General features: G+C 73.8%; 22 protein-coding genes. 15 read left to right on the top strand and 7 right to left on the bottom strand.

Going from position 1 to position 23,301, the window contains the following annotated elements; translation table 11 throughout:
* Positions 1-75 precede the first annotated feature (75 nt).
* Complete coding sequence (locus ACFXPX_RS26400; protein WP_375893679.1) at positions 76-468, bottom strand: ribonuclease; 393 nt, start codon at positions 466-468, stop codon at positions 76-78.
* Positions 469-759: 291 nt separating this feature from the next.
* Between ACFXPX_RS26400 and ACFXPX_RS26395 the strand changes: the two genes are divergently transcribed.
* Positions 760-2,394 (top strand): carboxyl transferase domain-containing protein, encoded by a 1,635-nt coding sequence (locus ACFXPX_RS26395; protein ID WP_380643610.1) that lies wholly within the window; start codon positions 760-762, stop codon positions 2,392-2,394.
* 552 nt (positions 2,395-2,946) lie between these two features.
* Positions 2,947-3,321: a transglycosylase SLT domain-containing protein gene (locus ACFXPX_RS26390; protein WP_380409915.1), complete on the top strand. Its 375-nt coding sequence runs from the start codon at positions 2,947-2,949 to the stop codon at positions 3,319-3,321.
* Positions 3,322-3,534: 213 nt separating this feature from the next.
* Here ACFXPX_RS26390 and ACFXPX_RS26385 read toward each other — a convergent pair whose 3' ends face one another.
* Complete coding sequence (locus ACFXPX_RS26385) at positions 3,535-3,993, bottom strand: HD domain-containing protein (protein ID WP_380643606.1); 459 nt, start codon at positions 3,991-3,993, stop codon at positions 3,535-3,537.
* Between the two features lie 232 nt (positions 3,994-4,225).
* On the opposite strand from ACFXPX_RS26385, the gene ACFXPX_RS26380 reads away from it, so the two are divergent.
* On the top strand, positions 4,226-5,152 hold the full coding sequence (locus tag ACFXPX_RS26380) for an AEC family transporter (protein ID WP_375893673.1): 927 nt from the start codon (positions 4,226-4,228) through the stop codon (positions 5,150-5,152).
* On the opposite strand, the gene ACFXPX_RS26375 is transcribed toward ACFXPX_RS26380, so the two are convergent.
* The gene (locus tag ACFXPX_RS26375) at positions 5,149-5,613 is read right to left on the bottom strand and encodes a MarR family winged helix-turn-helix transcriptional regulator (protein ID WP_380531075.1); all 465 of its coding nucleotides are present in this window, start codon (positions 5,611-5,613) and stop codon (positions 5,149-5,151) included. The two genes, ACFXPX_RS26380 and ACFXPX_RS26375, sit on opposite strands and share 4 nt — an antisense overlap.
* 157 nt (positions 5,614-5,770) lie before the next feature.
* Between ACFXPX_RS26375 and ACFXPX_RS26370 the strand changes: the two genes are divergently transcribed.
* Positions 5,771-6,631 (top strand): alpha/beta fold hydrolase, encoded by an 861-nt coding sequence (locus ACFXPX_RS26370; protein WP_380643603.1) that lies wholly within the window; start codon positions 5,771-5,773, stop codon positions 6,629-6,631.
* A 491-nt stretch (positions 6,632-7,122) separates the two neighbouring features.
* On the opposite strand, the gene ACFXPX_RS26365 is transcribed toward ACFXPX_RS26370, so the two are convergent.
* Positions 7,123-7,854, bottom strand: coding sequence for a hypothetical protein (locus tag ACFXPX_RS26365; RefSeq protein ID WP_375893669.1), 732 nt, complete (start codon positions 7,852-7,854; stop codon positions 7,123-7,125).
* A 319-nt stretch (positions 7,855-8,173) separates the two neighbouring features.
* Here ACFXPX_RS26365 and ACFXPX_RS26360 point away from each other — a divergent pair, with 319 nt between their 5' ends.
* The 5 genes from ACFXPX_RS26360 to ACFXPX_RS26340 all read left to right on the top strand — a co-directional run bounded on the left by ACFXPX_RS26360 (position 8,174) and on the right by ACFXPX_RS26340 (position 12,587).
* On the top strand, positions 8,174-8,443 hold the full coding sequence (locus tag ACFXPX_RS26360) for a hypothetical protein (protein ID WP_380643601.1): 270 nt from the start codon (positions 8,174-8,176) through the stop codon (positions 8,441-8,443).
* Positions 8,436-9,044 carry a DUF6879 family protein gene (locus tag ACFXPX_RS26355; protein ID WP_380643598.1) on the top strand — a complete coding sequence of 203 codons (609 nt, stop codon included), beginning with the start codon at positions 8,436-8,438 and terminating at the stop codon, positions 9,042-9,044. Before ACFXPX_RS26360 ends, ACFXPX_RS26355 begins: the two co-directional genes overlap by 8 nt.
* 106 nt (positions 9,045-9,150) lie before the next feature.
* Positions 9,151-9,561 carry a hypothetical protein gene (locus ACFXPX_RS26350; protein WP_380643596.1) on the top strand — a complete coding sequence of 137 codons (411 nt, stop codon included), beginning with the start codon at positions 9,151-9,153 and terminating at the stop codon, positions 9,559-9,561.
* Positions 9,558-11,747, top strand: a complete 2,190-nt coding sequence (locus tag ACFXPX_RS26345; protein ID WP_380643593.1) for a tetratricopeptide repeat protein — start codon at positions 9,558-9,560, stop codon at positions 11,745-11,747. Before ACFXPX_RS26350 ends, ACFXPX_RS26345 begins: the two co-directional genes overlap by 4 nt.
* Before the next feature lie 372 nt (positions 11,748-12,119).
* Positions 12,120-12,587: a hypothetical protein gene (locus tag ACFXPX_RS26340; protein WP_380592422.1), complete on the top strand. Its 468-nt coding sequence runs from the start codon at positions 12,120-12,122 to the stop codon at positions 12,585-12,587.
* Between the two features lie 201 nt (positions 12,588-12,788).
* On the opposite strand, the gene ACFXPX_RS26335 is transcribed toward ACFXPX_RS26340, so the two are convergent.
* Entirely contained in the window at positions 12,789-13,052 is a 264-nt protein-coding gene (locus tag ACFXPX_RS26335; protein ID WP_363437335.1) for a dsRBD fold-containing protein, read from the bottom strand.
* Positions 13,053-13,335: 283 nt separating this feature from the next.
* Here ACFXPX_RS26335 and ACFXPX_RS26330 point away from each other — a divergent pair, with 283 nt between their 5' ends.
* The 4 genes from ACFXPX_RS26330 to ACFXPX_RS26315 all read left to right on the top strand — a co-directional run bounded on the left by ACFXPX_RS26330 (position 13,336) and on the right by ACFXPX_RS26315 (position 18,147).
* A complete protein-coding gene (locus tag ACFXPX_RS26330; protein ID WP_380592424.1) occupies positions 13,336-14,301 on the top strand; it encodes a DMT family transporter in 966 nt (321 codons plus the stop codon).
* Positions 14,302-14,309: 8 nt separating this feature from the next.
* Complete coding sequence (locus tag ACFXPX_RS26325) at positions 14,310-15,113, top strand: DUF6629 family protein (protein WP_380643590.1); 804 nt, start codon at positions 14,310-14,312, stop codon at positions 15,111-15,113.
* Between the two features lie 390 nt (positions 15,114-15,503).
* A complete protein-coding gene (locus tag ACFXPX_RS26320) occupies positions 15,504-16,232 on the top strand; it encodes a hypothetical protein (RefSeq protein WP_380592427.1) in 729 nt (242 codons plus the stop codon).
* Positions 16,233-16,347: 115 nt separating this feature from the next.
* Positions 16,348-18,147 (top strand): helix-hairpin-helix domain-containing protein, encoded by a 1,800-nt coding sequence (locus ACFXPX_RS26315; protein ID WP_380643588.1) that lies wholly within the window; start codon positions 16,348-16,350, stop codon positions 18,145-18,147.
* 74 nt (positions 18,148-18,221) lie between these two features.
* On the opposite strand, the gene ACFXPX_RS26310 is transcribed toward ACFXPX_RS26315, so the two are convergent.
* Positions 18,222-19,112, bottom strand: coding sequence for a carbohydrate kinase family protein (locus tag ACFXPX_RS26310; protein ID WP_380526608.1), 891 nt, complete (start codon positions 19,110-19,112; stop codon positions 18,222-18,224).
* A 3-nt stretch (positions 19,113-19,115) separates the two neighbouring features.
* On the bottom strand, positions 19,116-20,123 hold the full coding sequence (locus ACFXPX_RS26305) for a pseudouridine-5'-phosphate glycosidase (protein ID WP_380643585.1): 1,008 nt from the start codon (positions 20,121-20,123) through the stop codon (positions 19,116-19,118).
* A gap of 138 nt (positions 20,124-20,261) precedes the next feature.
* Here ACFXPX_RS26305 and ACFXPX_RS26300 point away from each other — a divergent pair, with 138 nt between their 5' ends.
* Together ACFXPX_RS26300 and ACFXPX_RS26295 are read left to right on the top strand one after the other, a co-directional pair.
* Positions 20,262-21,164, top strand: a complete 903-nt coding sequence (locus ACFXPX_RS26300) for a LysR substrate-binding domain-containing protein (protein ID WP_380526610.1) — start codon at positions 20,262-20,264, stop codon at positions 21,162-21,164.
* A 158-nt stretch (positions 21,165-21,322) separates the two neighbouring features.
* Complete coding sequence (locus ACFXPX_RS26295) at positions 21,323-23,005, top strand: peptide-N4-asparagine amidase (protein ID WP_380643583.1); 1,683 nt, start codon at positions 21,323-21,325, stop codon at positions 23,003-23,005.
* Positions 23,006-23,301: the final 296 nt, after the last annotated feature.

Raw genomic sequence — 23,301 nt, 5'->3', positions numbered from 1 at the left:
CCGTCGTACCGGGACTCAGCCGCACGTGGACTCAGCCGTACCGGGACTCGATCAACAGATCAGCAGGTCAGCAGGTCAGCAGGTCTGGTCGATCAGCGAGAACGTGGCGTAGTGGTCACCGGTGTAGTAGTCCTCCTGGGAGGACTCGCCCGTGATGATCCGGCGGGCACCGCGGGTCGGGGCGCCCGGGGTGATGACGGTGTACTCGTGGTAGTACCCGTACGACTGGCTCGGCAGCACGCCCTCTCTGTTCTGGAAGACCACGCCGTCCTGCGAGTACGGGAACGGCCCGTCGGAGGCGATCAGGTTCAGGGTGTCGGTGGCCTGCGACGGCAGCGCGGACAGGCACACCGTGCCGCTCACGTCGGCGTGCGCCTCGGTGGCGACGGCGACGGGGGCGAGGGTCATCAGGGCGACGGCGGTGATGGCGGCAGCGCGGGTCTTCCACGCGCGTAGAGTGCGGGTCATGTCCATCAGTGTGGCGGGCCACCGACAACTCCGGAAGGCTTGAATCAACTTTTTACCGACGGGTAACTCGCTTGTCCCATCTGCGACTTCACCCGTACGCCGGCCGCCGGAGCCGGCCCGCCGAAGCCGTCCACGAACGGTCCGCGCCACCCTTGGGTCGACCGCTGTCGAACTTCCGTCCGCCCCCGCTGTCGGGCTCCTCACACCTTCACAGCACTCCCACAGCGCCGCGCCCGCGCCGCATAGAGTGACGGACCGTGCCGGACCGGAACGATCACTGACGGGGTGGACATGGACACGGGCGCGAGCGCAGGGGCGAGCACGGGCGGCGGCACGGGCGCGGGCTCAGGGGCGAGCACGGGCGACGGCACGGGCGGCGGCACGCCGACCGCCAGGGCCACCGCGCTGACCGCCCACCAGCTGATCGGCCTGCTGGTCGACCCGGGCGGTTTCCACAGCTGGGACGAACCCCCGGCCTTCCCCACCGCCGACCCCGACTACCGCGCCTCGCTCGACCGGGCCCGCGCCCGCACCGGCCTGGACGAGGCCGTGCTCACCGGCCGCGGCCTGATCGACGGCCGGCCGGTCGCCCTGGTCGCCTCCGAGTTCGGCTTCCTCGGCGGCTCGATCGGCGTCGCCACCGCCGAACGGATCACCCGGGCCGTCGAGCGCGCCACCGCCGAACGCCTCCCGCTGATCGCCCTGCCGGTCTCCGGCGGCACCAGGATGCAGGAGGGCTCGGCGGCCTTCCTCTGCATGCTCCGCATCACCGCCGCCGTCCAGGCCCACCGCGCGGCCGGCCTCCCCTACCTCAGCTACCTGCGCAACCCGACCATGGGCGGGGTCTTCGCCTCCTGGGGCACCCTCGGCCAGCTAGTCCTCGCCGAGCCGGGCGCCCGCCTCGGCTTCCTCGGTCCCCGGGTGTACGAGGAACTGCGCGGCGTGCAGCTGCCGCCGGACGTCCAGCGGGCCGAGACCCTGGCCGGGCAGGGGCTGGTGGACGCCGTGGTCCCGCCGCGGGAACTGCGCGAACTGCTGCGCCGCACGCTCGCCGTCCTCGGGACCGTCCCTCCTCCTTATAAGGGCGCCCCTCACCAGGACGCCCCGCTCCTCCCTACGGAGCCTCCCACCGCCACACCCCCCGACGCCTGGGACTCCGTCCGCCGCACCCGCCGCCCCGACCGCCCCGGCACCCGCGAGCTGCTGCGCCGCACCGCCGAGGAACTGGTCCTGCTCGACGCCCCCGGCGGCCACGACGGCGCCCTGGTCCGCGCCCTCGCCGTGCTCGGCGGCCACCCCGTCCTGGTCGTCGGCCAGCAACGGCAGGGCGACGACCGGCAGCGGCAGGGCGGCGACCACGAGCGCCCCTTCACCGCCGCCGACCTGCGAGCCGTCCGGCGCAGCGCCCGACTGGCCGAGCAACTGGGCCTGCCGCTGGTCACCGTGGTGGACACGGCCGGCGCCGAACTGTCGGCCCGGGCCGAGCGGGAGGGCATCGCGGTCGAGATCGCGCACTGCCTGACCACCCTGCTGGCACTGCGCACGCCCGTCCTCGCCGTCCTGCTCGGCCAGGGGTCCGGCGGCGGGGCGCTGGCGCTGCTCCCGGCCGACCGGGTGCTGGCCGCCGGGCACGCCTGGCTGGCACCGCTGCCGCCGGAGGGCGCCTCGGCGATCGTGCACCGGGACGGCGCGCACGCCGCCGAGCTGGCCCGGGCGCAGGGCATCGGCGCCGGGCAGCTGGCGGCGGTCGGCCTGGTGGACGAGGTGGTCCCCGAGCTGCCGGACGCCGCCGAGGAGCCGGCGGCCTTCTGCGAGCGGCTGGGCGCGGCGGTCGCGCGGGCGCTCGGCGAGCTGTCGGCCGCCGGCGAGGCGGACCGGCTCGCCGCCCGGGCGCTCCGGCACCGCCGTCTCGGCGACCTTCGGTGATCCCCGGCGGCCTTTGACGGCCTTCGGTGACCTCCGATCAGGGGACGGTCACGCATCGTGGTCGATTCCTGTGGCGCCGGGCACAGATCGTCAGTACCCAAAGTGCTGTGACCGGACCGTCCGGTGACGGCCGCGCCGCCCAAACGGTGAGTGCGCTCACAGCCGAAAAGCGGCTACGACGGCGGGTAGTGGTGGCCGGGAGCCCCTCGCCGCACCCCCTGACCTCCCGTCGGCCGACCGTCGGCCGACCGCCGTCCGCCCGACTCGGCCCCGGTCCGAGCACCCCGCCCGAGCCGCCCTTCGAATCCACGGCCACCCTCGCGCCTACGACGGTGCGTCGTAACGAGGGGGTCTTGGCGGCGGCCGATCCCGTCTGGCAACAATGGCTCTCGTCGTCAGCCGCACCGGTTCCTGTCCCACCGGTCGACGGCTTACCGCCGAGTCGCGCCCCACAACCGCAACGGCCCCTGTCCGGCCCGTGGTCCTGGGTGGGGCGCGACTCGGCCCAACCTGATTGAGGTCCTGTTCTACATGCCCACTTTCAAGCTCCGTATGCGCACTTCCGCCGCGATTCTCGCCGGCGCCGCTGGTCTCACCGCCCTGGGCGCGGGCGTCCTGCCCGCCACCGCGAACGCCGCGACCGCCTCCCCGCAGGCCATCGCCGCCCAGATCGTCCCGGCGAACCAGCTGGCCTCGTTCAGCCAGATCATCTCCCACGAGTCCGGCTGGAACGTGACGGCGACCAACCCGAGCTCGGGCTCGTACGGCCTCGGCCAGGCGCTGCCGGCCTCCAAGATGGCCTCCGCCGGTGCGGACTGGAAGACCAACCCGGCCACCCAGATCAAGTGGGCGCTGGACTACATGAACACCCGCTACGGCAGCCCGAACGCCGCCTGGAACTTCTGGCAGGCCAACCACTGGTACTAAGCCGACCGACCACCGGCGTACCGACGTGACACCCGTCTCCTGACCACTCCCCCTCACCCCGGGGGTCGGACAGGGACCACCGGGGTGACCCGGGAGGGGCCGGGGCCGCGCGATCCGCGTGGCCCGGGCCCTCCCGTGCGTTCCCTCCCATGCCTTCCCGCCCCTGCGGGTCCGCCTCTGCGTTTCCGTCCGCGCCCGTGCCGCTCCGCGCCCTCAGAGCTCCCCGGTGAGCCCCAGCAGCTCCCGCATCCGCGCGTACTTGGCGGCCAGCCGCTCGGCGGTCGCCCCGTCCAGCACGGCCAGCCGCGCCGGGTCCGAGTTGTGCGCCAGGTCCGCCCGCTTGACCAGCAGCGCGCCCGGCGTGGCCAGGATCCTCGCGGTGTACGCCTCCACCGGCTCCCCGGGCCGCCGGGTGAGCGCGTCCACGATCGCCTTGGTCGCCTCCGGCAGCGCGGCCCCCGCCAGCCACTCCCGGCTCAGCCGGTCGTCCTCGACGGTGTCGTGCAGCCAGCCCGCCGCGATCTGCGCCTCGCTGCCGCCGCGCGCCGCCGTCCCGCCCGCGACCGCCGCGATGTGCTCGGCGTACGGGTGCCCGTTCTTGTCCACCTGCCCCTCGTGGGCCCGGCGGGCGACGGCCTCCACCTCGGACAGGCTCAGGTACTGGTCCTCCACCCGCTCATCGTAGGCCCGCCCCGCGGCGCCCTCGCAGCCCCGGCCACCGGCCCGGATCCCACCCCGGTCACCGGTCCGGATCCCACCCCAGGACCCGGGCCCCCTTGATCAACACCCGGACGGCCACTGGTTTACTGCCACGGGGGGTTCTCGGCGGCACCGGTGTTCCGGGGCCCTCCGGCGGGCGATCCCCGCCGCACCCGGCAGACCCGTCCGAGCGATCCGAGGAACCATGCCAGACCTCCACCCGCTGCTGTCCGCCTTCGCCCCGATCTGGGCCCTCACCGCGGTCGGCTACGTCGTCGCCCGCGCCGGGCTGCTCGGACCGCAGGCGGAGCTGGTGCTGACCCGCTTCGTCTTCCACGTCGCGATGCCGGCCGCGCTCTTCCTGATGATCTCCCGCACCCCGCTGGGACACTTCGCCAACCCGTCGATGCTCGCCTTCGTGGCCGGCACCGCCGTCTCCACCGGCCTCGGACTGCTCGTCGGGTGGCGGCTGTTCGGCCGCAAGCGCGGCGAACTGGCGATCGGCGCGATGGCCTCCGGCTACGTCAACTCCGCCAACCTCGGCATCCCGGTGACCATGCAGGTCGTCGGCGACGCCTCCTTCGTCGGCCCGGTGGTCCTCTTCCAGATCCTGGTGGTCACCCCGGCCGTCCTGGCCGTGCTGGACAGCGGCGCGGCCGGCCGCCGCGCCCTGGTCACCCTGCCGCTGCGCAACCCGATCCTGATCGCCACCGCCCTCGGCGCCGTGGCCTCGGCCACCGGGTTCCAACTGCCCGCCGAACTCCACCACTCCGCCGACCTGCTCGGCGGTGCCGGCGTGCCGACCGCCCTGGTCGCCCTCGGCATGTCGCTGCACAACCGCCCGGCGGCCGACGGCCGTTCGCGCCGCGCCGAGGTCGGCCTGACCGTCGCCATCAAGACCCTGGTCCAGCCGCTCGTCGCCCTGCTGGTGGCCGGCCCGGTGCTCCACCTGCCCACCCACCAGCTGCTCACCGTGGTGCTGTTCTCCGCCCTGCCGACCGCGCAGAACATCTACACCTACGCCCGCGAGTACGGACAGGGCACCGACCTCGCCCGGGACACCGTGCTCTGGTCGACCCTGGTGTCGATGGCGACCCTCTCGGTGATCGCCTGGACCCTGGGCCCCGCCTAGGCTCCGTCCTCGGGCGCGCCCCGAGGGTCGTCCTGCCGGGCGGCGGCCACCACGGAGGTCATCGCCTCCAGGAAGCGGCGGGCCGTCGCCAGCTCCGCCGGGTCGAACCGGCCCATCGCCGCGACCAGGTCGCCGATCAGCCCGCCGAAGAAGCCCTCGCCGAGCTCCATCGCCCGCTCCTCCACCACCAGCCGCACCCGGCGCCGGTCCTGCGGGTCGCGCTCGCGCCGGATCAGCCCGAGCCGCTCCAACCGGTCCACCAAGCCGGTGGTCCCGGCCGAGTTCAGCCGGAGCGCCTCACCGAGCCGCCCCGGGGTGACCACCTGCCCGGCCCGGGCCGCGTCCAGCAGGTGGATCAGCGCCCGCAGATCGGTCGGGTGCAGGCCGCTGCGGGCCGCGAACTCGGCCCCGAACAGGTCGAGTTCGACCGTCAGACCGCGCAGCAGGTGGACCAGCCGCATCAGCTCCTCGCGTTCGGACACCCTCTCATCCTTCCTCGGGCACTCCCGTGCCATTATTCTCTCGTTCAACGAGATACTTGTCCAACGAGTGATTCTACGGGCGGGCGATCACCCGCCCGCCCGCACGCGATCACACCACACCCGCGGAGGCCCCACCATGTCCGCCCGCACCGCGCCCTTCCTCGCCGCCTACGACGAGCTCCTCGCCCGCTGGCCCGTACCGGTCGAACCCCTCACCGTCCGGACCGTCCACGGCACCACCCGCGTCAACGCCTGCGGCCCCGCCGACGGCCGCCCCCTCGTCCTCCTCCACGGCGGCGGCGCCACCTCCGCCATGTGGTTCGCCAACGCCGGCACCTGGGCCGCGGCCGGCCACCGCGTCCTCGCCGTCGACCTGATCGGCGACCCCGGGCGCAGCGTCCACGACGGCGCCCCGCTACGCGACGTCCCCGGCCTGCTCGGCTGGCTGGACGCCGTACTCGACGGGCTGGGCGTCCACGAGGCCGACCTCTGCGGCCACTCCTACGGCGCCTGGACCGCCCTCCAGTACGCGCTGCACGCCCCCGCCCGGGTCGGGCGCCTCGTCCTCCTCGACCCCACCCAGTGCTTCACCGGCTTCCGCCCCGGCTACCTCCTGCGCGCCCTGCCCCTCTTCCTCCCGCACCGCACCCCGGACCGCGCCCGCTCCTACCTCGACTGGGAATCCGGCCCCGGCCCCGCCGTCGACCCCGACTGGCGCGAGCTGTACGCCCTCGGCTACGCCGACTTCCCCGCCTCCCCCGTCGTCACCGGCCCCCGCCCCACCCCCGCCCGGCTCCGCACCCTCACCACCCCGGTGCTGGCCCTCTACGCCGCCCGCACCCGCACCCACGACCCCCACCGCACCGCCGGAGCCACCCGCCGCGCCCTCCCCCACGCCACCGTCACCACCGTCCCCGCCACCTCCCACCACACCCTCCCCAGCGCCGGCGCCCCCCAGGTCAACCCCCACGTCCTGGCCTTCCTCACCCGCCCCTGACCCCCCAGCCCTGACCCCCCAGCCCAGGGAGAGCCCTCCGCGCCACGCCGTGGAAAACATGAGAGGACCCGGGAGCGTAGCCAGCTCCCGGGCCCCTGTTTGCCGCCCAATTGCGCACACCGGCACGTTTAAGGGTCGCGGATCAGCTTGAAATCGACGCGTTCTACCTTTGAACTACCGTGCCACGGAGCGGCACAGACAGGACTTGAACCTGCATTCGTCGATATTCGTCCGCACCCGGTCGATCCGGTGTTCGGCGGCGAATGCTGAGACTTGAGCGAGAGTCTGAGATTCACGGGGCCTGCCTCTGCCTGGCTTGGGCTACCCCGGCCGGTGGTGCCGGGGGGAGGATTCGAACCTCCACTGTGACCCCTGGTCAGCTTCAACGTCAGTGTCAGCTTTCGCACCGTGCAGCGCACACGCCCGGTCTCCCAGGACGGTTCGGCGCGCTCGGTGCACCCGCCCGGCTCCCCGGGCGGGCGATCGTGAGGCTACCGGAACAGGTAGCCGAAGACGGCGTCGCCCACCCGCCGGTCGGTGACCTCGACGGCGTTGGCCTCCTCGCGGGCGAACTTGACCGCCTGCTGGAGCTTCTCCACCCGCTCGGCGAGCTCGTTCACCCGGCGGGCCGGCAGCGCGCCCGAGAACTTGACCGTGGTCCAGTAGCCGACCGCGATGTCCTCGTAGTACACCTCGACCTGGGCCGGGTGCTTCTCGGTGGCCTCGGCCTTGACGTGGTTGCGCGGCACCTTCTTGGTCCGGATGGTGCGCACCGGCTCGGTCTTCCAGGAGTCGGTGGACGGGTCGAGGTTCCAGGACTCGGAGGCGTCCAGCACCGGGAGCTTCTTCACGAAGGTGGACAGGTCGGTGAGCTGCTTCTCCAGGAAGAGCAGGTACGGCACCGGCACCTGGGTGAGGAGCACCTGTCCGTCCACCACCACGTCCGCGCTGGCACCGATGTTCGCCCAGTCCTTGGTGGCCGTCACGTCGAAGAGCCGGGTGAGGGTGTTCGCCGTGGACCGCAGGATGTCCTCGGCCTTCAGCTGCACCCGGGTCGACTCCGGCGGCAGCTGCTCGCCCTCCTCGTCCTTGGGCTGGTAGGTCCGGGAGATCCCGGCCAGCAACGCGGGCTTCTGCAGGTCCTGGTGGGCCTGCGTCAGCTCCTGGAAGGACTTGGACTTGACGCCCTTTTCAACGGCGATGATCTGGTTCAGCTTTGCCACGCCCGGGACGCTACCAGCCCCGAACCGACCGATGACACCCAATTATCGACCGGACACCCGACCCCCGGATCCTGGGCCGCAGCGGCAGCCGGAGACCCGGTTTCCGTGGTCGAGCCGCGGCCATGGGACCAGGCCGCAAGCCGGCCGCGCTCCGGCGTGCTCGCAGAGGCGTCGGTGCGCACATAAGCGGTCAACAAGGCACGCGGTTCGGCCGCACTACCTCCCAGCCCTTCACCCGATCAGAGCAAAACCCTTACGATGCAGGGGATTTGAGCGCTCGTCACTGCTAGGTTAGGGCACCGTACAGCAGGGGGACAGCATGGGCAGGCCATGGGAAGCGGACCCGGACACGAGCTTCAAGCGGCGTCTGGGCAAGTCGGCCCTGGAACTGGGCGCGACCAACAGCGGCCCCGAGTGCCCGGACATCTGGGAACTGGAGAACGGCGACATCGCTGTGATCGGCCGGGACCTCAGTGACTCCCTCGGCGCCCGCCTGCCGGACGGGGTCACCATCGGCCGGGACGAGCGCCTCGTGGTCATCCCCCGCAGCATGCTCATCGCGGCGAAAGGGGACATCCCTGGTGTTTGAGTGCTTCCGTGACGGTGCAGGCGAGGTACTGGAGAGAACGGAGTACCTCGACGACTTCGACCGGTTCTTCGGGGGCGACATCCGTCTCTTCGACAAGATCGAACGCGGCCAGACGTTCAGGGAGCAGGGCTCACCGAGCTGGGAGGCGTTCGACTCGGGGGACTGGGCCGGCGCGTTGCGTCTGATCGAGGCCGAACGGGACTCCGTCGCCGCGTACTTCAGGGACCTCGCCGGACGCGGCCTGGTGTTCCGCAGGCTCCGGATCGTCGAACTCCCCGTGACCCCGTACCTCCAGTGGGAGATGAACTCCTTCCGGCTCCGGTCGGAGCTGGGCGAGCGGATCCGGGTCCTGGACGCCCGGGAGATTGCCGATCTGGAGCGCGGCGGCCCGCTGCCCGAGGTCGTCGTCCTCGGGAACGCGGTGATGTACGCCGTGATCTACGACGAGGAACTGAAAGGCGCGGGCGCGCGCCGGTTCACCGATCCCGGGCAGATCGCGGCGACGATCACCGAGTTCGAGGCCCTGTACCGCCGGGGCGAGGAGTTCGCGGAGTTCTTCACGCGGGAGATCGCCCCGCTCGAACCGCCCACCGTCCGCTGACACCCCTGACACACCTGGTACCCACGGCGTGCTCGATACCCCTGATACGTCTGACACATCCGATACATCGACCGATGCGAGGCAGCGTGAGGAGCGTGCACGCACCATGGATCCGGAGCTGACCACGCTCGCGCGGAGCGCGAGCCTGACCCTCGTCACGCTGATGGCGACCAACGCCTGGGAGCGCGCCAGGGACGGAGTCGTCGCCCTCTGGCGACGGGCCGTGCCCGAACGGGCGGACGCGGTGGCCGCCGAGTTGGAGAACACCAGGGAGGACCTGGCAACGGATCCCGCCGCCGAAGGTGAACTGGCGGCCGAATGGCAGGGCCGGATCAGACGCCTGCTGGCCGGCCACCCCGAGGCAGCGGTCCCACTGCGGGACCTGCTGCACGAACTCGCCCCCGCCACGGCACCTGCCGCCCCCGCCGTCACACAGCACGCCACCGGCTCGGGCGAGTCCCGGATCTACCAGGCCGGACGCGACCTGCGTATCACCGAGCGATCCACCGAGCGATGAGCGGACCGACCGAGGGCCGGGCGGAGGACAACGGCCGGGTCTACCAGTCCCGCGGGGACCAGCACATCACCGAGCACCACCACCACGGTGACGCCTGGAACTCCGGGCACTGGACGGCGCCGAGCTCCGTACGGCTACCGGCCGTGGGGAGCTCCCCGGTCGTCCTGCGCGACCGGGTGGAACTGCTGGCACGGCTGCGGACCGCCCTCGACGACGGCAGGGCCAATCAGGTCTACGTGCTCTACGGCCTCGGTGGCTGCGGCAAGACCGCCGTCGCCTCCGAGATCTTCCGCTCCGCGACCACCGGCGGCGGCCGGATCGGACTGTGGGTCAACGCCTCCGACCTGACGTCACTGCGCGCCGGGATGCTCGCCGTCGCCGCGGACCGCGGGGCGGGCGAGGGCGAGCTCACCGCCGCGCGCAGCGGGCTGCGGGCAGCCGCGGACCTGGTGTGGGACCGGCTGGACCGGTCCGAGCAGCCGTGGCTGCTGGTGATCGACAACGCCGACGACCCGGCCATCCTGCGCGACGGCGGCTGGCTGCGCACCAGCCCGCGCGGCACCACCGTGGTCACCACCCGACAGGTCGCCGCACGGTGGTGGCCCGGTGCGGAGCTGCACCACGTGGGGGTGCTGCCGAGGGAGGACGCGGCGCGGGTGCTGTGCGACCTGGCGCCGGAGAGCGGGACGATGGAGGAAGCGGCGGAGGTCGCGGACCGGCTGGGACGGCTGCCCCTGGCGCTCACTCTCGCGGGCGGCTACCTGGCACACCAGGTGATCGATCCGTGGAGCATGGCGGAGTACGGGCGGGCCCTCGACCGGGGGACCGAGGCGGACGCCATCGACCTGCTGGACCAGGGCGCCGAGTACGGCGGTGGCCAGGACTCGCGCCACCTCGCCAGCAGCACCTGGGAGCTGTCGCTGGACGCGCTGCGCGCCCATGGGCTTCCCGAGGCCACGGCGTTGATCCGGCTCCTCGCCTGCTGGTCCGACGACCCGCTCCCGCTCCACCTGCTGGCCGGCGCCGGCATCGGCGCGGTGCTGCCCCGCGCCCGGGTCGAGACGGCGCTGCGCGGGCTGCTGGACCATTCACTCACCCGCCTCGTGCCCGGTCCGCCCCGCTGTGTGCGCACCCACGGGGTGCTCCTCGACAGCATCGCCCGGAGCACCCCGGCAGGTGACCGCGGCCCGCTCGTCGTCGCCGCCGCCGACCTGATCCGCGCGGTACTGCCCGAGGTGACGCGGCCGTGGACACGTCAGGAACCGCCGCTCGCCCCGTTCGCACCGCACGTCCGGGCGCTGCTACGCAGGGCGAGCCAGTGGACCGAGGTCGGCCCGGTTGCCGTGGCGCGCGTCCTGGACTGCGCGTTGCGGCTCGTCGTGGGCCTGCACCGAGCCGGCGACTACGCGTCCGCACTGTCGGTGGCACAGGACGCGGTGACACGCGGAACGCGGTCACCCGACGCGAGCAACCCAGCGCTGCTCGCGATCCGCCAACGGATCGGGCGGGCCCTCTACCGGCTCGGACGCTACGAGGAGGCGCAGACGGCCCACCGCCGCGCCCTCGCGGACCGCGTCACCGCGTTCGGCGCGGATGCCGTCGAGACGCTGGAGAGCCACGTGGGGCTGTCCGCGGTGCTCTTCTGGGGATTCGACCGGAAGGCGGAGGCGGCCGCCCTGATGCGACGGGCCGTCGAGGGCCTGGCCGCCGAACTGGGCGCCGCCCATCCCTCGACGCTCATCGCGCGGACCTACCTGCTGGAGTTCACGGTCGGCCCCGGACTCGACCCCGACAGCGGCCCCGAACTCCTGACGGACTGCCGCGCCACACTCGGCTCCGGCCACCCGATCACCCTGGCCGCCGAGCTCAACCACGGCTACGCCCTGATCGAAGGCGGCCACCAGCCCCGGGCCCTGCCCCTCGTCCGCGGCACGGTCGCCGCCTTCGAGGACACCTACGGCCCGGACCACCCCAAGACCCTCGCCGCCCGCTCCCTGCTGAGCCGGGCCCTCGGAGAGCTGGGCCTGCACGAGGAAGCGGTGGCGCAGGCCCAGCTGGTGGCCGACACCCGGGCGCGGGTCCTCGGCCCCGACCACCCGTGGACGGCCTGGTCACTGGAACGCCTCGAGGGACGGCTCCGGGCGAGCCGGCGGGACGTCGACGGCGGACCCGAACCCCACCCCTGACACCCGAGGCGGACGACCCGTCAGGCCCGGCGCCGCGATCGCGGTGGCGAGGCGACGGCCCTCATCGCCGTCCTCGACGGTTCGCCGCACGGTCGGCGCGGTCGACGGGAGACCCGTCGGACAGCTGTGGTCCCCGGGGCTGCCGGGCAGGCGTTTCCTTGATCACGCACGGCATCGTACGGAGGACCGGGCGCCGGTGACAGGGGGGTCCTCATCCGTCCTCCCCACACCGGTGGGGAGCAGCGTTCGCGCTGCGCATCGACCCGGCCGGGACGGGGACCATGTCCTGGGGGGCCTGCGGGCACCATCGAGCCGATGCCGGGATCCGGGCCTCCTGGTGGCGCGGCTGACGGCTATGGGCAGAATGTCCGGATGGACCAGCTGACCACTCTGACCTGGCAGTACGTCGCGGGCCGCGTCGAGCCCGCGGAGCTGCCGATGGCCGCCGCCCACCTGCTCGTCGCCGGTTTCGACTCCCCCGCCCTGCGGGACCTGGCCGGCCGAGCCCCGAACGACGACACCGCCGAGGTCTTCCGCGAGGCGTTGGCGGAGCTCGGCAAGGCCCTGCCGGACGAGCGGACGGCCGACCGCTGCCTGATCCACCACCTGGCGGGCCTGCTGGCGGCTGGGGAGCTCGCACCGGCCACGGTGGCGGGAGAGGTCTGGTTCCTCGCCATGAGGGGGGACACCGAGGCGGAGGAGGCGTTCATCGACGCCATCGGGCCCGAGTACCTGATGGACGTCCGCGTGGAAGGCCCGACCGAGCAGTACCGCGCTTGGATGGAGGGGGTCCGCTCCGCCGCCGAACGGCTGTGCCGCACCGAGGCGCCGATCCGGTAGCCCGGGGAGGGCACCCCGACGCCCAGTGGCCGGCCCGTCATCCAAGTCCCGCTCCCCACACGCTACTTGGCGATGGCGATCAGCCGCCCCGGTGGGTACGGGCATGGGGGCACGGCCCCGACGGCCGGCTCGGACCTGACCGGCCGGGACGACGTTCCGCAACCGCCCGGGCGGCCCGTGCCGGGTTCGGCGTACGCGGGTTCAGTAGATGAGGTAGCCCGGGCGGTGTCCCTCGTCGTCGATCTCCCCGGTGGCCTGGGCCCGCAGCTTGCGGGACAGTTCCTCCAGGGCCCGGGAGGCCGCGACCTCCTCGCCGATCCTGGCGAGCGGGCGGTCCTCCGCGCTCTTCTCGGCCTCGCCGTGCGCGCTCAGGCCCGGCGCCCGCGCGCCCGTCAACCTGGCGTCGCACACCGTGTGCACGCCGTCTTCGTCGAAGCTGAGCTCCACGTCCCACTGGTTGTGCATGCCACACCTCCTGGCGCAGGCCCCCGTCGCGCCGGTCCCGGCCGACCCGGGCGGTGGGCCCGTGGCGGCCGCTCACACCAGCGTGCGCCCGCCCCGCCGGTGGCGGCAAGCGCGGGCCCGTGGCGGCAAGCGCGGGCCCGTGGCCACGGGCGGTGCCCGGCGCCGCGCCCGCTCGGCCCGGCCGCCGCCCCGGCGGTACGCTGACACAAGCGCGCCGCGATCGCCGTCCCTCCCCCGGAACCGCCGGCGCGGCGCGGGGCAGCGACAACCTGGTGGTCCCTCCGTGGCGGTCTTCCTCCTCGCTCTGAGCGCGGCCTGCTGTCTGGGACTCGGCTTCGTCCTCCAGCAGCACGCGGCGCAGCGGGCCCCCCGTGCCGACATGCTGCACTGGCGCCTGCTGCTGGACCTGATGCGGATGCCGGAGTGGCTGCTCGGCACCGGGTTCATGGTCAGCGGCCTGCTGCTGTCCGCGCTCGCGCTCAACCAGGGCGAGGTGTCCCTGGTCGAGCCGCTGCTGGCGACCAACCTGATCTTCGCCATGGCGCTGTCCCGGGTGCTGACCCGTCAGACCCTCGGCCGCTCCGGCTGGGCCGGGGTGCTGCTGCTCGGCCTGGGGGTGACGGCGTTCATCGTGGCCGGGCGGCCCACCGGCGGCGGTCCGCCCGCCGGGGAGCTGCGCCACTGGCTGGTGGTCGGCACGGTGGTCGGGCTGACCCTGCTGCTGGTCACCCTCGCCCGACGGCTGCCGCTGTTCGAGGAGGCCACCCTGCTGGCCCTCGCCGCCGGACTCCTCTACGGCCTCCAGGACGCGCTCACCCGCACCACCACCCAACGCCTCGACCACGACGGGCTGGCGGTGGTGCTGCGCACCTGGCAGCCGTACGCGGTGGTGGTGGCGGGCGTGGTCGGGCTGCTGCTGGTGCAGAGCGCCTTCGAGGCCGCCCCGCTGCGGATGTCCCTCCCCGCGCTGACCGCCGCCCAGCCGCTGTCCGGGATCGCCTGCGCGGTCGGCTTCCTCGGCGACCGGCTGCGGGTGACCCCGGGCGCACTGGCCTGGCAGACGGCCGGGCTGGTCGCGATCGTGATCGGGGTGATCGTGATCGGACGGCACCCCGCGATGCCCGGCAGCGTCCGCGAGACCCTGGAGTCCATCGGCGCGCCACCCGAGGACCGACCCGGCAGCGCCGAGAGCGACACCAGCGACACCAATGCCGCCCCCGACCCCGACCCCGACCGCAGAGCCGAGTAGGCCCACCGATGTGCTGGAGCGCCCAGGCGGACGCCGTGGCCGGCACGGTGGTCGCGGGCGTCGGCGTGGCCTGCCTGGTCCGCGCCCGACGGTCCGGGCGACCGCAGCGCCTGCCGCTCGCCGCGCTCCCGCTGGTACTCGGCGTGCACCAGCTCGTCGAATCCCTGGTCTGGCTCGGCACGGACGGCGAGCTGCCCGCCGGCCCCGCCGGGGCGGCCCGCACCGCCTGGGCGGTGATCGCCCTGCCGCTGCTGCCCGCCCTGGTGCCGGCCGGGGTGTGGTGCGCGGCCCGCGAACCCGGTCACCCCGCCACCCCCGCCCGTCGCCGGCTGCTCGCCCTCCTCGCCCTGCTCGGTGCAGCGGTGGCGGTACCGCTCGCGGTCGCCGTCGCCACCCACCCGGTGACAGCCACCCGGCACGGCCACACCCTCGGCTACGGAACCGGCGTCCCGCACCCCGCCCTGCTGCTCACCGGCTACCTCCTCACCACCGTCGGCTCCCTCCTCCTCAGCGCCGACCACCTGCTCCGCCGCCTCGGCCTCCTCACGGCAGCGGGCGCCCTCGCCTGCGCCCTGCTCTGGAGGTTCGCCTTCATCTCCACCTGGTGCGCCCTCGCCGCCCTCGCCAGCCTGCTCCTCCTCCACTGGTCCGGACACCCACCCGCACCACCCCTCCCCCTCCACCCACCACCCCCACCACCCGCCCCAGGCGAGAGGGACGCGCTGCGGGAGGGGGCGGTGGAGGGGGTGGCTGCGGAAGGGGGCGTTGCGGATGATTTTCAGACCGCCAACGGTCTCAACCCCCCTCGATGAGGGTCGGCGGTCGGAAAATCATCCAGCCCCCGGAGCTGCCACCCCCGGAACCGCCCCCGGCGTCCCCCCCCCCCCCCCGAGCCCCCCCCCCCACCCAAAACCCCCCCCCCGGCCCCCCCCCCCCCGCCGCCGCCCCCCCCGGACGCCCCGGCGGCGTCACGCCCCCGCGCGACCTCCCACCCCCGAACCAAAGCCCCGCGCAGCGGCCCCCGCCACTCGGCGCCCCCGCCACCCCCCGCTCGGCGGGGTCCCCGCAGCCGTTCGCGTCCCGGAGCCGGATTGTCACCCGGGCGGAGTAGGCGCAGGCTGGCAGGAGGGCCAGGGAAGCGGCCCGCCCCGGTCGGCCGCGGAACAGATGACGGCCGTCGGTCAGGCACGAGGGGCAGGGCAATGGCACGCGGGAAGCTCTGGGGCTACGTCGCGTCGGGGGCCCGGGCGCTCGGCGCGCTCGGCGGCGCGAACGGCGCGGGCGGCGCCGAACGCAAGGGCGGCGGGGGCACTGCGGAGGGACTCGGCCCGTATCCGCCGATCTCGATGGCCGGCCCCCGGCCGCTGTCCCGTACGGAGCTGGACCGGCTGAGCTGGACCGGCCGCCAGGCCGGGTGCGAGCCCCAGGCGCGGCACGTGCAGGTCTCCGAGGTGGTCCGCCGGGTGGTGCGCGGCGGCGGCCGGGCGGCGGCGGTCACGTTGCGGCTGGCACCGGGCCTGCCGGTGGTGGCCGGGGACGCCCGCCGGATGGAGGCCGCGATCGCCGGGCTGCTGGACCACGCGATCCGGCGCAGCCCGTTGGGCGGCCGGGTGCTGGTCCGCGCGGACGTCAAGCGCTCGGGTCCGTCGGCACCGCGCACCGCAACCGGACGCACCGCAACCGGCCACGGCGTGACCGGACACGGCACGACCGGGCACGGCCGGGAGCGAGTGGAGATACGAATCTCCGACCGCGGTTCGTACGAGCCGCCCGAGGCCCGCGAGTGGCTGCTGGCGGGCGTGCGGAGCACCGGACCGGTGGGACCGGCGTTGCACAGCCTGGTGCTGGCGGCCGGCGGCCGGCTCGCGGTGGAGCCGACCCCCGGTGGCGGCATGACGGTCGTGCTGCTGCTCGGGGTCGCCTACGACTGAGCCACGCCCCGGCCACCGCCCCAGCCACACTCCCGGCGACCGCCACCGCCACCCCCGACCGCCCCCGGGCGCCCACCGCACGGCGAACGGCGCGCTCCGAACCTAGACTTGCCCCATGCCCCGGCTCAACGACCAGGTCAGGGAGCTGCTCCAGGAGTACGCCGACCTGATCAACATCACCGGCGGGGACGCCTTCCGGGCCCGCGCCTACGAGAAGGCCGCCCGGGCCGTCGGCGGCCACCCCGAGGACCTGGCCGGTCTGGACGTCAAGGGACTCCAGCAGATCCCCGGCGTCGGCAGGTCCACCGCCGAGAAGATCGCCGAGTACCTCGCCGGCGGGAGGATCTCCGCGCTGGAGGCCCTGCGCGCCGAGATCCCGTCCGGCGTACGGGAGATGACGGCCGTCCCCAGCGTCGGCCCCAAGCGCGCCCTCTCCCTCTACCGGGACCTCGGGATCGGCTCGGTGGACGAACTCGCCGACGCGATCCGCGCCGACCGGCTGTCCGGCGTGGCGGGCTTCGGCGAGCGCAGCGGCGAGAAGATCCTGCACGGCATCGAGCTGATGCGGCAGTCCGGCGGCCGGACCCTGCTCGACGCCGCCACCGAGCTGGCCGAGCAGCTGGTCGAGGCGCTGTCCGCCGTTCCCGGCTGCACCCGCTGCGCGTACGCGGGTTCGCTGCGCCGGATGCGCGAGACGGTGGGCGACATCGACGTGCTGGCGACCGCCGCCGACTCGGCCCCGCTGATGGCCGCGCTCACCGAACTCCCGTACGTGGCCGAGGTGATCGGCAGCGGGCCGACCAAGACCTCGGTCCGCACCACCGGGGGGATCCAGGTGGACCTGCGGGTCGTGCCCGAGGAGGACTGGGGCGCCGCGCTGGTCTACTTCACCGGGTCGAAGGCGCACAACATCAAGCTGCGCACGAGGGCGGTGCGGGCCGGCCTCAAGCTCTCCGAGTACGGGCTGTTCGAGGCCGCCGGCGACACCGGCAAGGGCCCGGGGAACGGAAAGGGCCCGGGGAACGGAAAGGCTCCGAGGAAGAAGGAGGAGGGCGCCAAGGTGGTGTCCGCGACCGAGGAGGAGGTGTACGCGGCGCTCGGGCTGCCCTGGATCCCGCCGCCGCTGCGCGAGGACCGGGGCGAGATCGAGGCCGCGTTGAACGGTGAACTCCCGGAGCTGATCAAGGAGTCGGACCTGCGCGGCGACCTCCACACCCACACCGACCTGACCGACGGCCTGGCCACCCTCACCGAGATGGTCGACACGGCGGCGGCCCGCGGCTACTCCTACTACGCCGTCACCGACCACGCGCCGGACCTGGTGATGCAGCGGATGACGGACGAGAAGATGCTGGCCCAGCGCGAGGAGCTGCGCCGACTCGCCGACCGTCACAAGAAGTTGCGCCTGCTGCACGGCACCGAGCTGAACATCGGCCCGGACGGCGGGGTGGACTGGCCGCCCGAGTTCCTGGCCGGCTTCGACGTCTGCGTGGCCTCCGTCCACTCGCACTTCACCCTGGACCGCGCCGCCCAGACCCGCCGGCTGGTCCGGGCCTGCGAGAACCCGTACGTCCATGTCATCGGCCACCTCACCACCCGGCGGATCGGCCGGCGCGGGCCGATCGACGTCGACCTGGACGCGGTGTTCGCGGCCGCCGCCCGCACCGGCACCGCGATCGAGATCAACAGCTCCCCGCAGCGGCTCGACCTGCGGGACGAGGACGTGCTGCGGGCCAAGCGGCACGGTGTGCGCTTCGCGGTCGACAGCGACGCCCACGCCACCGGCCAGCTCGGCTACCCGCGCTTCGGCATCGGCACGGCGCAGCGCGGGTGGCTCACCGTCGACGACGTGGTCAACGCCTGGACGTGGCAACGGTTGAAGCAGTTCCTCCGCAAGGACGCACTACGGAAGTAGTGCCCCGCACTACTTCCGTAGTTGCCGAGCCCGCAGTGCCCCACCCTCCTACCCCCGCCCTCCTACCCCCGCCCTCACACCCCCCGGTCGATTCCCCCGGTCGAAGCCCCCGGCGAGGCCAGCACCCGCGCCGCGCTGCGGTGCCCGAGCCCGGCCGCCAGGTGGAGGTCCCCGGTGTCCAGGAACCCGGCCAGGAAGCCCGCCGCGAAGGCGTCCCCGGCCCCGGTGAGGTCCCGCACCTCGGCGACCGGCGGCACCGGCACGGTGAACAGCCCGTCCCCCGGCACGTCCACGGTGGTCGGCTCGGCACCCGCCTTGGTGACCACCGTCGAGGCCGCCAGCCGGGCCCGCTCCGGCCCGGGCAGGCCGTCCACCAGCAGCCCGAGGTAGGCGGACTCGGAGCGGTTGGCGAACACGAAGGTGGGCGCCAACTCGGCCAGCAGGGCCAGGAAGCGCTCCCGCCCGTACTGCTCCAGCATCCCGGTGGAGGAGGCGTCCACCGAGGTGGTGCCGCCCGCCTCCCGGACCCGGTCGAGCGCGTCGACCGCCGTCCGGCCGACCGGCTCGCCGTCGAAGGAGTAGGCGGGCACGTGCAGGTGGGTCAGTCCGCCCAACCAGTCGTCCGGGACGCGTTCCAGCAGCTTGGCGGCGCCGCGGTCGGGCAGCATGGTCCGTTCGCCGTCGCGGTCGATCAGCACCACGATGCTGCCGGTCCGACCGTGCCGCTGCACCCGGACGTCCACGCCGTGGCCGCCGAGTTCGGCCACGATGCCGTCCCCGATGGCGTCCGCGCCGACGCAGCCGAGGAAGCGGGCCGGGTACTGTCCGGCGGCGAAGCAGGCGACGTTGGCCGCGCTGCCGCCGCGCCGCCGGAAGACCTGGGCGCCGGAGTCGGTGCCGTGGCGCAGCGGCCCGTCGACCCAGACCACGATGTCCTCGACGAGGTCGCCGAGCACCCCGAGCACGGGTCAGGCCCCGGCGGTCGCGGCGGCGGACCCGTCGGCCCGGTCGGCCCCAGCAGACCTACCGGCCCTGCCGGCCCCACCCCCCAGCGCCGCCAGCGCCACCGCGATCTCCCCGCCCAGGCGGACGTTGCCGCGGTAGACCTCGACGTTGACCTCCAGGCTGCGCCCGCCGGTGTCGCGCTGGATGTGGTCGAGCAGGAACGGGGTGGAGGCGTTGCCGGTGATGCCCCGGCGCTCGGCCTCGGCCCAGGCGCGGGCCAGGATGCCGTCCAGCTCCTCCGGCGGCAGCTGCTTGGCCGGGTCGACCGGGTTGGCGATCAGCACGGCCTGCGGCAGGTCGAGCCGGTCGCGGGCGTCGATCACCGCGGCCGCCTCCGTCGCGGACTGCACGGCGAAGTTGATCTCGTGGCCGGAGTCGGTGACGTAGAAGCCGGGGTACTTGGTGGTGCGGTAGCCGATGACCGGGATGTTGAGGGTCTCGAAGCGCTCCAGGGTGGCCCGGATGTCGAGGATCGACTTCACCCCGGCGCTGATCACGGTGACCGGGGTGGCGGCCAGGGTGGTCATGTCGGCGGACTCGTCGAAGCTCTCGGCGGCACCGAAGTGGACGCCGCCGAGGCCGCCGGTGGAGAAGACCCGCACGCCCGCGCGGTGGGCGAGGAAGGCGGTGGCGGCGACGGTGGTGCCGCCGTGCCGGCCGAGCGCGGCGACCACCGGCAGGTCGCGCAGGCTGACCTTGTCCAGGCCGTCGGTGGCGGCGAGTTCGGTGATCTGCTCGGTGCTCAGGCCGACGGTGGGGACGCCCGCGTGCACGCCGATGGTGGCGGGGACGACGCCCGCCGCCCGCAGCTGCTGCTCGGCCTCCAGCGCGACCGCCAGGTTGCGGGGTCGCGGCAGGCCGTGGGTGAAGATCGTCGACTCCAGGGCGACCACGGGACGGCCGTCGGCGACGGCCCGGGCGACCTCCTCGGAGATCTGGATGGCGGGGGTGCTGGCGGGCTGTCCGGTCATGGCGGGAGCTTCCTGTGAGATGCCACTGCGGTGGGGCAACGTGACGCTCAGCGTATGGACGGTTCGGATCGGAAACCAGAATGAGTCCTGGGGTTTCCGATAGCCGGTCAGCTATTGGTTCGCACTAGGATGACCCGCATGGGCTTCACCTTGCGGCAGCTGGAGGTCTTCCTGACCGTCGCCGAGACGCTGCACTTCGGCCGGGCCGCCGAGCGGCTGCACATCTCGCAGCCGACGGTCAGCCAGGAGGTCGCCCGACTGGAGCGGACGGTCGGGGTCGAGCTGTTCGACCGCAGCCGCCGCTCGGTCGCGCTGACCGAGGCGGGCGAGGTGATGGCGACCGAGAGCGCGAGACTCCTGGAGCAGGCCGGCGCGATGCTGGCCCGGGTCCGGCTGCACGAGGAGTCCCGGCTGGGGACGGCCCGGATCGTCGCCTCCCCGAGCGTGGCGAACCGGCTGCTGCCCGCCGTGGTCAGCCGGGCCGAGCAGGAGCTGCCCGCGCTCGACACCGCCGAACTCGCCGTCGACACCGGCCAGGTCTCCGCCACCCTGGCCGGCGAACTCGCCGACATCGGCCTCGGCCGCTTCCTGGAGGACGTCCCCGGCTACCGGCTGGAGCGGATCGCCGACGAGCCGGTCCGGGTCGCCCTCGGCCGGGACCACCCGCTGGCCGCCCGGACGACCCTGCGGCTGGCCGAACTGCGCGACCTGCCCCTGCTGTTGTGGCCGCGCGAGCAGCACCCCCGGTACTACGACCACGTGCTCGGCCTGTGCGCGGAGCACGGCGTCGACCCGCCGGTGCTGGTCAGCCCGCCGCGGATCGTCGGCTCCCGGCTCTACCTGCTCGCCCGCAACCGCGCCTTCTCCCTGGTGCCCGGCTCGATGACCGGCCACCTCACCGAGGACGTGGCCACCGTACGGCTGGACGGCCGGGCCACCCTGCCGCTGGAGATGCAGTGGCGCACGGACGACCGCCGCCCCCCGATGGCGACGCTGCGCAACCTGATCCGCCAGGAGGCCGCGGCCCTGGAGGAGTGGTAGCGGCAACGGCCCGCCCCCGTTCCGGGAGGGCGGACCGACGCCCCGCCGGAGGGCCCGAAAGCAACTCTTGACGGTCACATGCCAGCGCCGGAAGGATGCCCGGATCAGCCACCCGGCCCGTCGCGCGCCGACGGGCCGCCCGACCCCGGGGACCCACCTTGGCCCTGTTCCCCCGGCGCTCCCCGCGCCGCCCGCTGCGCCGCCTCGCCGGACTGCTCGGCGCCGCCGTCCTCACCCTCGCCGGCACCCTGACCGCCGCCGCCCCGGCCCACGCCGACTTCGGCCGCGGCTACCACGACCCGGTCACCGCGACCAAGCCGCTCACCCGCCCCGACACCCGCTCCTGCACCGTCGAGGTGATGCACGACCGGGAATTCCGCAACGGCTACGGCAACCCGCCCGACACCCCGTACACCGCCACCCTCACCCCGCCCGCCGACTGCGCCGGCCCCTGGTCCGCCGTGGTCCTCGACCTCCACGGGCAGGTCGCCGGGCGGCAGTTCGACCGGATGTTCAGCGTCCGCGTCGGCGGTGTCGAGGTCCTGCTGTCCTCCACCCCGGAGCCGTCCCCGGACGGCATCCAGTGGAACGTCGAACGCGATCTCACCCGCTACGCCCCGCTGTTCGCGGCCGGACCGCAGCCGTTCTCGCTCGACCTCGCCAACGTCACCGACGCCACCTACACCGGCGTCTACAAGGTCTCGGTCGGCCTGACCTTCTACACCGCGAACGACCGCTGGCCCGCCGCCCACGGCGCCGACCAGGTGCTCACCACCGGCGCGTTCTCGCTCACCCAGGCCGCTCCGGGCACCGCCAAGGACCTCACCTTCCCGCAGAACCTGCAACGGCTGACCGCCGAGGTGTACGCGCGGGGCGGCGGCGCCTGCGAGGAGTTCGCCTACGCCTCCGCGCCGGACGCCTTCGTCGCCGCGAACCCGTCGATCGGCGCCTGCGGCAAGGGCCCGTTCCGCGAACTGAGGCTGACCGTGGACGGCCGGGTGGCCGGCGCCGTCTGGCCGTACCCGGTGATCTACACCGGTGGTTGGGACCCGCTGCTGTGGCGGCCGGTCCCCGGCATCTTCGCCTTCGACCTGCCCGCCTACCGGCTCGACCTCACCCCGTACGTCGGTCTGCTGCTCGACGGGCGCCCGCACAGCGTCGGCATCGAGGTGAACGCCTCCGAGGCGCAGAGCAACGACGTCTGGACCGGCCAGGTCAACCTGTTCGCCGAGGTCGACCACGACACCGCCCGCACCTCCGGGCAGCTCACCGACTACCGGGTCGCCCCCGAGGCCGCCGTCACCACCCGGCTCACCGACCACGGCGGCGGCAGCGGCGACTGGACCGTCACCGCCGCCCGGCACGACCTGGCCCGCGGCTGGGTGCAGACCTCGCACGGCCGGATCACCACCGAGGTCCGCGACGACCTCGCGTTCAGCTCCGCCCAGCAACTGCGCGACAGCGGCAACGACGTGACGCTGCACAACGGCACCGACCTCACCCGCACCACCGCCACCTGGGGCGGCGGACCGCACCGCACCACCACCGTGCACGAGGGCGAACCGCTGGACGTCACCTACAAGGTGACCCACGACGCGGCCGGGAACACCGACCAGAACACCGCGATGGACCTCGGCTACCACCGCGAGGCCACCACCGCGACCGGCGGCCACGTCACCGGGCGCAGCACGGTGGACCACACCCTGCGGCCCACCGCGACCCGCCACGACGGCGACCGCACCGTCCGGACCGGCAGCAGCACCGAGGACTACCGCAGCACCGGGCCGGACGGGCCGTACCACCGGACGCTGAGCTTCGTCGACGGGTGGCCGAAGCCCTGAGGCACTCCCCCCGAGGCCCCCGAGGCCCCCGGGACCCCCGGGGGCCCGACTTGCGAAATTCGCCCGATTTCGGACCGTTCACCCCTGGTGCACGGCTCGTAGGAAGCGCATGATGGGAGGTGGACCTGCGAGGTAGCTGAAGGAAGTTCGACCGCAGGAGGCAGTGGCGACAGGTCGAGACGGATCAGGGTCTGCCGCTGGTACTACCTCGGTCGACGATCGAACTACCGGCCGGAGGACGGGATGTCCGGAGGCCACCCCCACCTCGCAGGTTCCGCGCGTCCACGGAGCATCCC

Source organism: Kitasatospora sp. NPDC059146 (assembly GCF_042786665.1).
Classification (GTDB): Bacteria; Actinomycetota; Actinomycetes; order Streptomycetales; family Streptomycetaceae; genus Kitasatospora.
Note: the sequence above shows the minus strand (reverse complement) of the source record. Positions and strands in the feature narration are given on the sequence as shown.

Excerpts from the sequence above, each read along its gene's own strand:
- ACFXPX_RS26375 (WP_380531075.1), bottom strand. The coding sequence starts at position 5,613 with ATGCGGCTGGTCCACCTGCTGCGCGGTCTGACGGTCGAACTCGACCTG.
- ACFXPX_RS26360 (WP_380643601.1), top strand. The coding sequence starts at position 8,174 with ATGGGCAGGCCATGGGAAGCGGACCCGGACACGAGCTTCAAGCGGCGT.
- ACFXPX_RS26350 (WP_380643596.1), top strand. The coding sequence starts at position 9,151 with ATGGATCCGGAGCTGACCACGCTCGCGCGGAGCGCGAGCCTGACCCTC.
- ACFXPX_RS26380 (WP_375893673.1), top strand. The coding sequence starts at position 4,226 with ATGCCAGACCTCCACCCGCTGCTGTCCGCCTTCGCCCCGATCTGGGCC.
- ACFXPX_RS26400 (WP_375893679.1), bottom strand. The coding sequence starts at position 468 with ATGACCCGCACTCTACGCGCGTGGAAGACCCGCGCTGCCGCCATCACC.
- ACFXPX_RS26320 (WP_380592427.1), top strand. The coding sequence starts at position 15,504 with ATGGCACGCGGGAAGCTCTGGGGCTACGTCGCGTCGGGGGCCCGGGCG.
- ACFXPX_RS26345 (WP_380643593.1), top strand. The coding sequence starts at position 9,558 with ATGAGCGGACCGACCGAGGGCCGGGCGGAGGACAACGGCCGGGTCTAC.
- ACFXPX_RS26315 (WP_380643588.1), top strand. The coding sequence starts at position 16,348 with ATGCCCCGGCTCAACGACCAGGTCAGGGAGCTGCTCCAGGAGTACGCC.
- ACFXPX_RS26300 (WP_380526610.1), top strand. The coding sequence starts at position 20,262 with ATGGGCTTCACCTTGCGGCAGCTGGAGGTCTTCCTGACCGTCGCCGAG.
- ACFXPX_RS26305 (WP_380643585.1), bottom strand. The coding sequence starts at position 20,123 with ATGACCGGACAGCCCGCCAGCACCCCCGCCATCCAGATCTCCGAGGAG.
- ACFXPX_RS26370 (WP_380643603.1), top strand. The coding sequence starts at position 5,771 with ATGTCCGCCCGCACCGCGCCCTTCCTCGCCGCCTACGACGAGCTCCTC.
- ACFXPX_RS26325 (WP_380643590.1), top strand. The coding sequence starts at position 14,310 with ATGTGCTGGAGCGCCCAGGCGGACGCCGTGGCCGGCACGGTGGTCGCG.
- ACFXPX_RS26395 (WP_380643610.1), top strand. The coding sequence starts at position 760 with ATGGACACGGGCGCGAGCGCAGGGGCGAGCACGGGCGGCGGCACGGGC.
- ACFXPX_RS26390 (WP_380409915.1), top strand. The coding sequence starts at position 2,947 with ATGCGCACTTCCGCCGCGATTCTCGCCGGCGCCGCTGGTCTCACCGCC.
- ACFXPX_RS26340 (WP_380592422.1), top strand. The coding sequence starts at position 12,120 with ATGGACCAGCTGACCACTCTGACCTGGCAGTACGTCGCGGGCCGCGTC.
- ACFXPX_RS26335 (WP_363437335.1), bottom strand. The coding sequence starts at position 13,052 with ATGCACAACCAGTGGGACGTGGAGCTCAGCTTCGACGAAGACGGCGTG.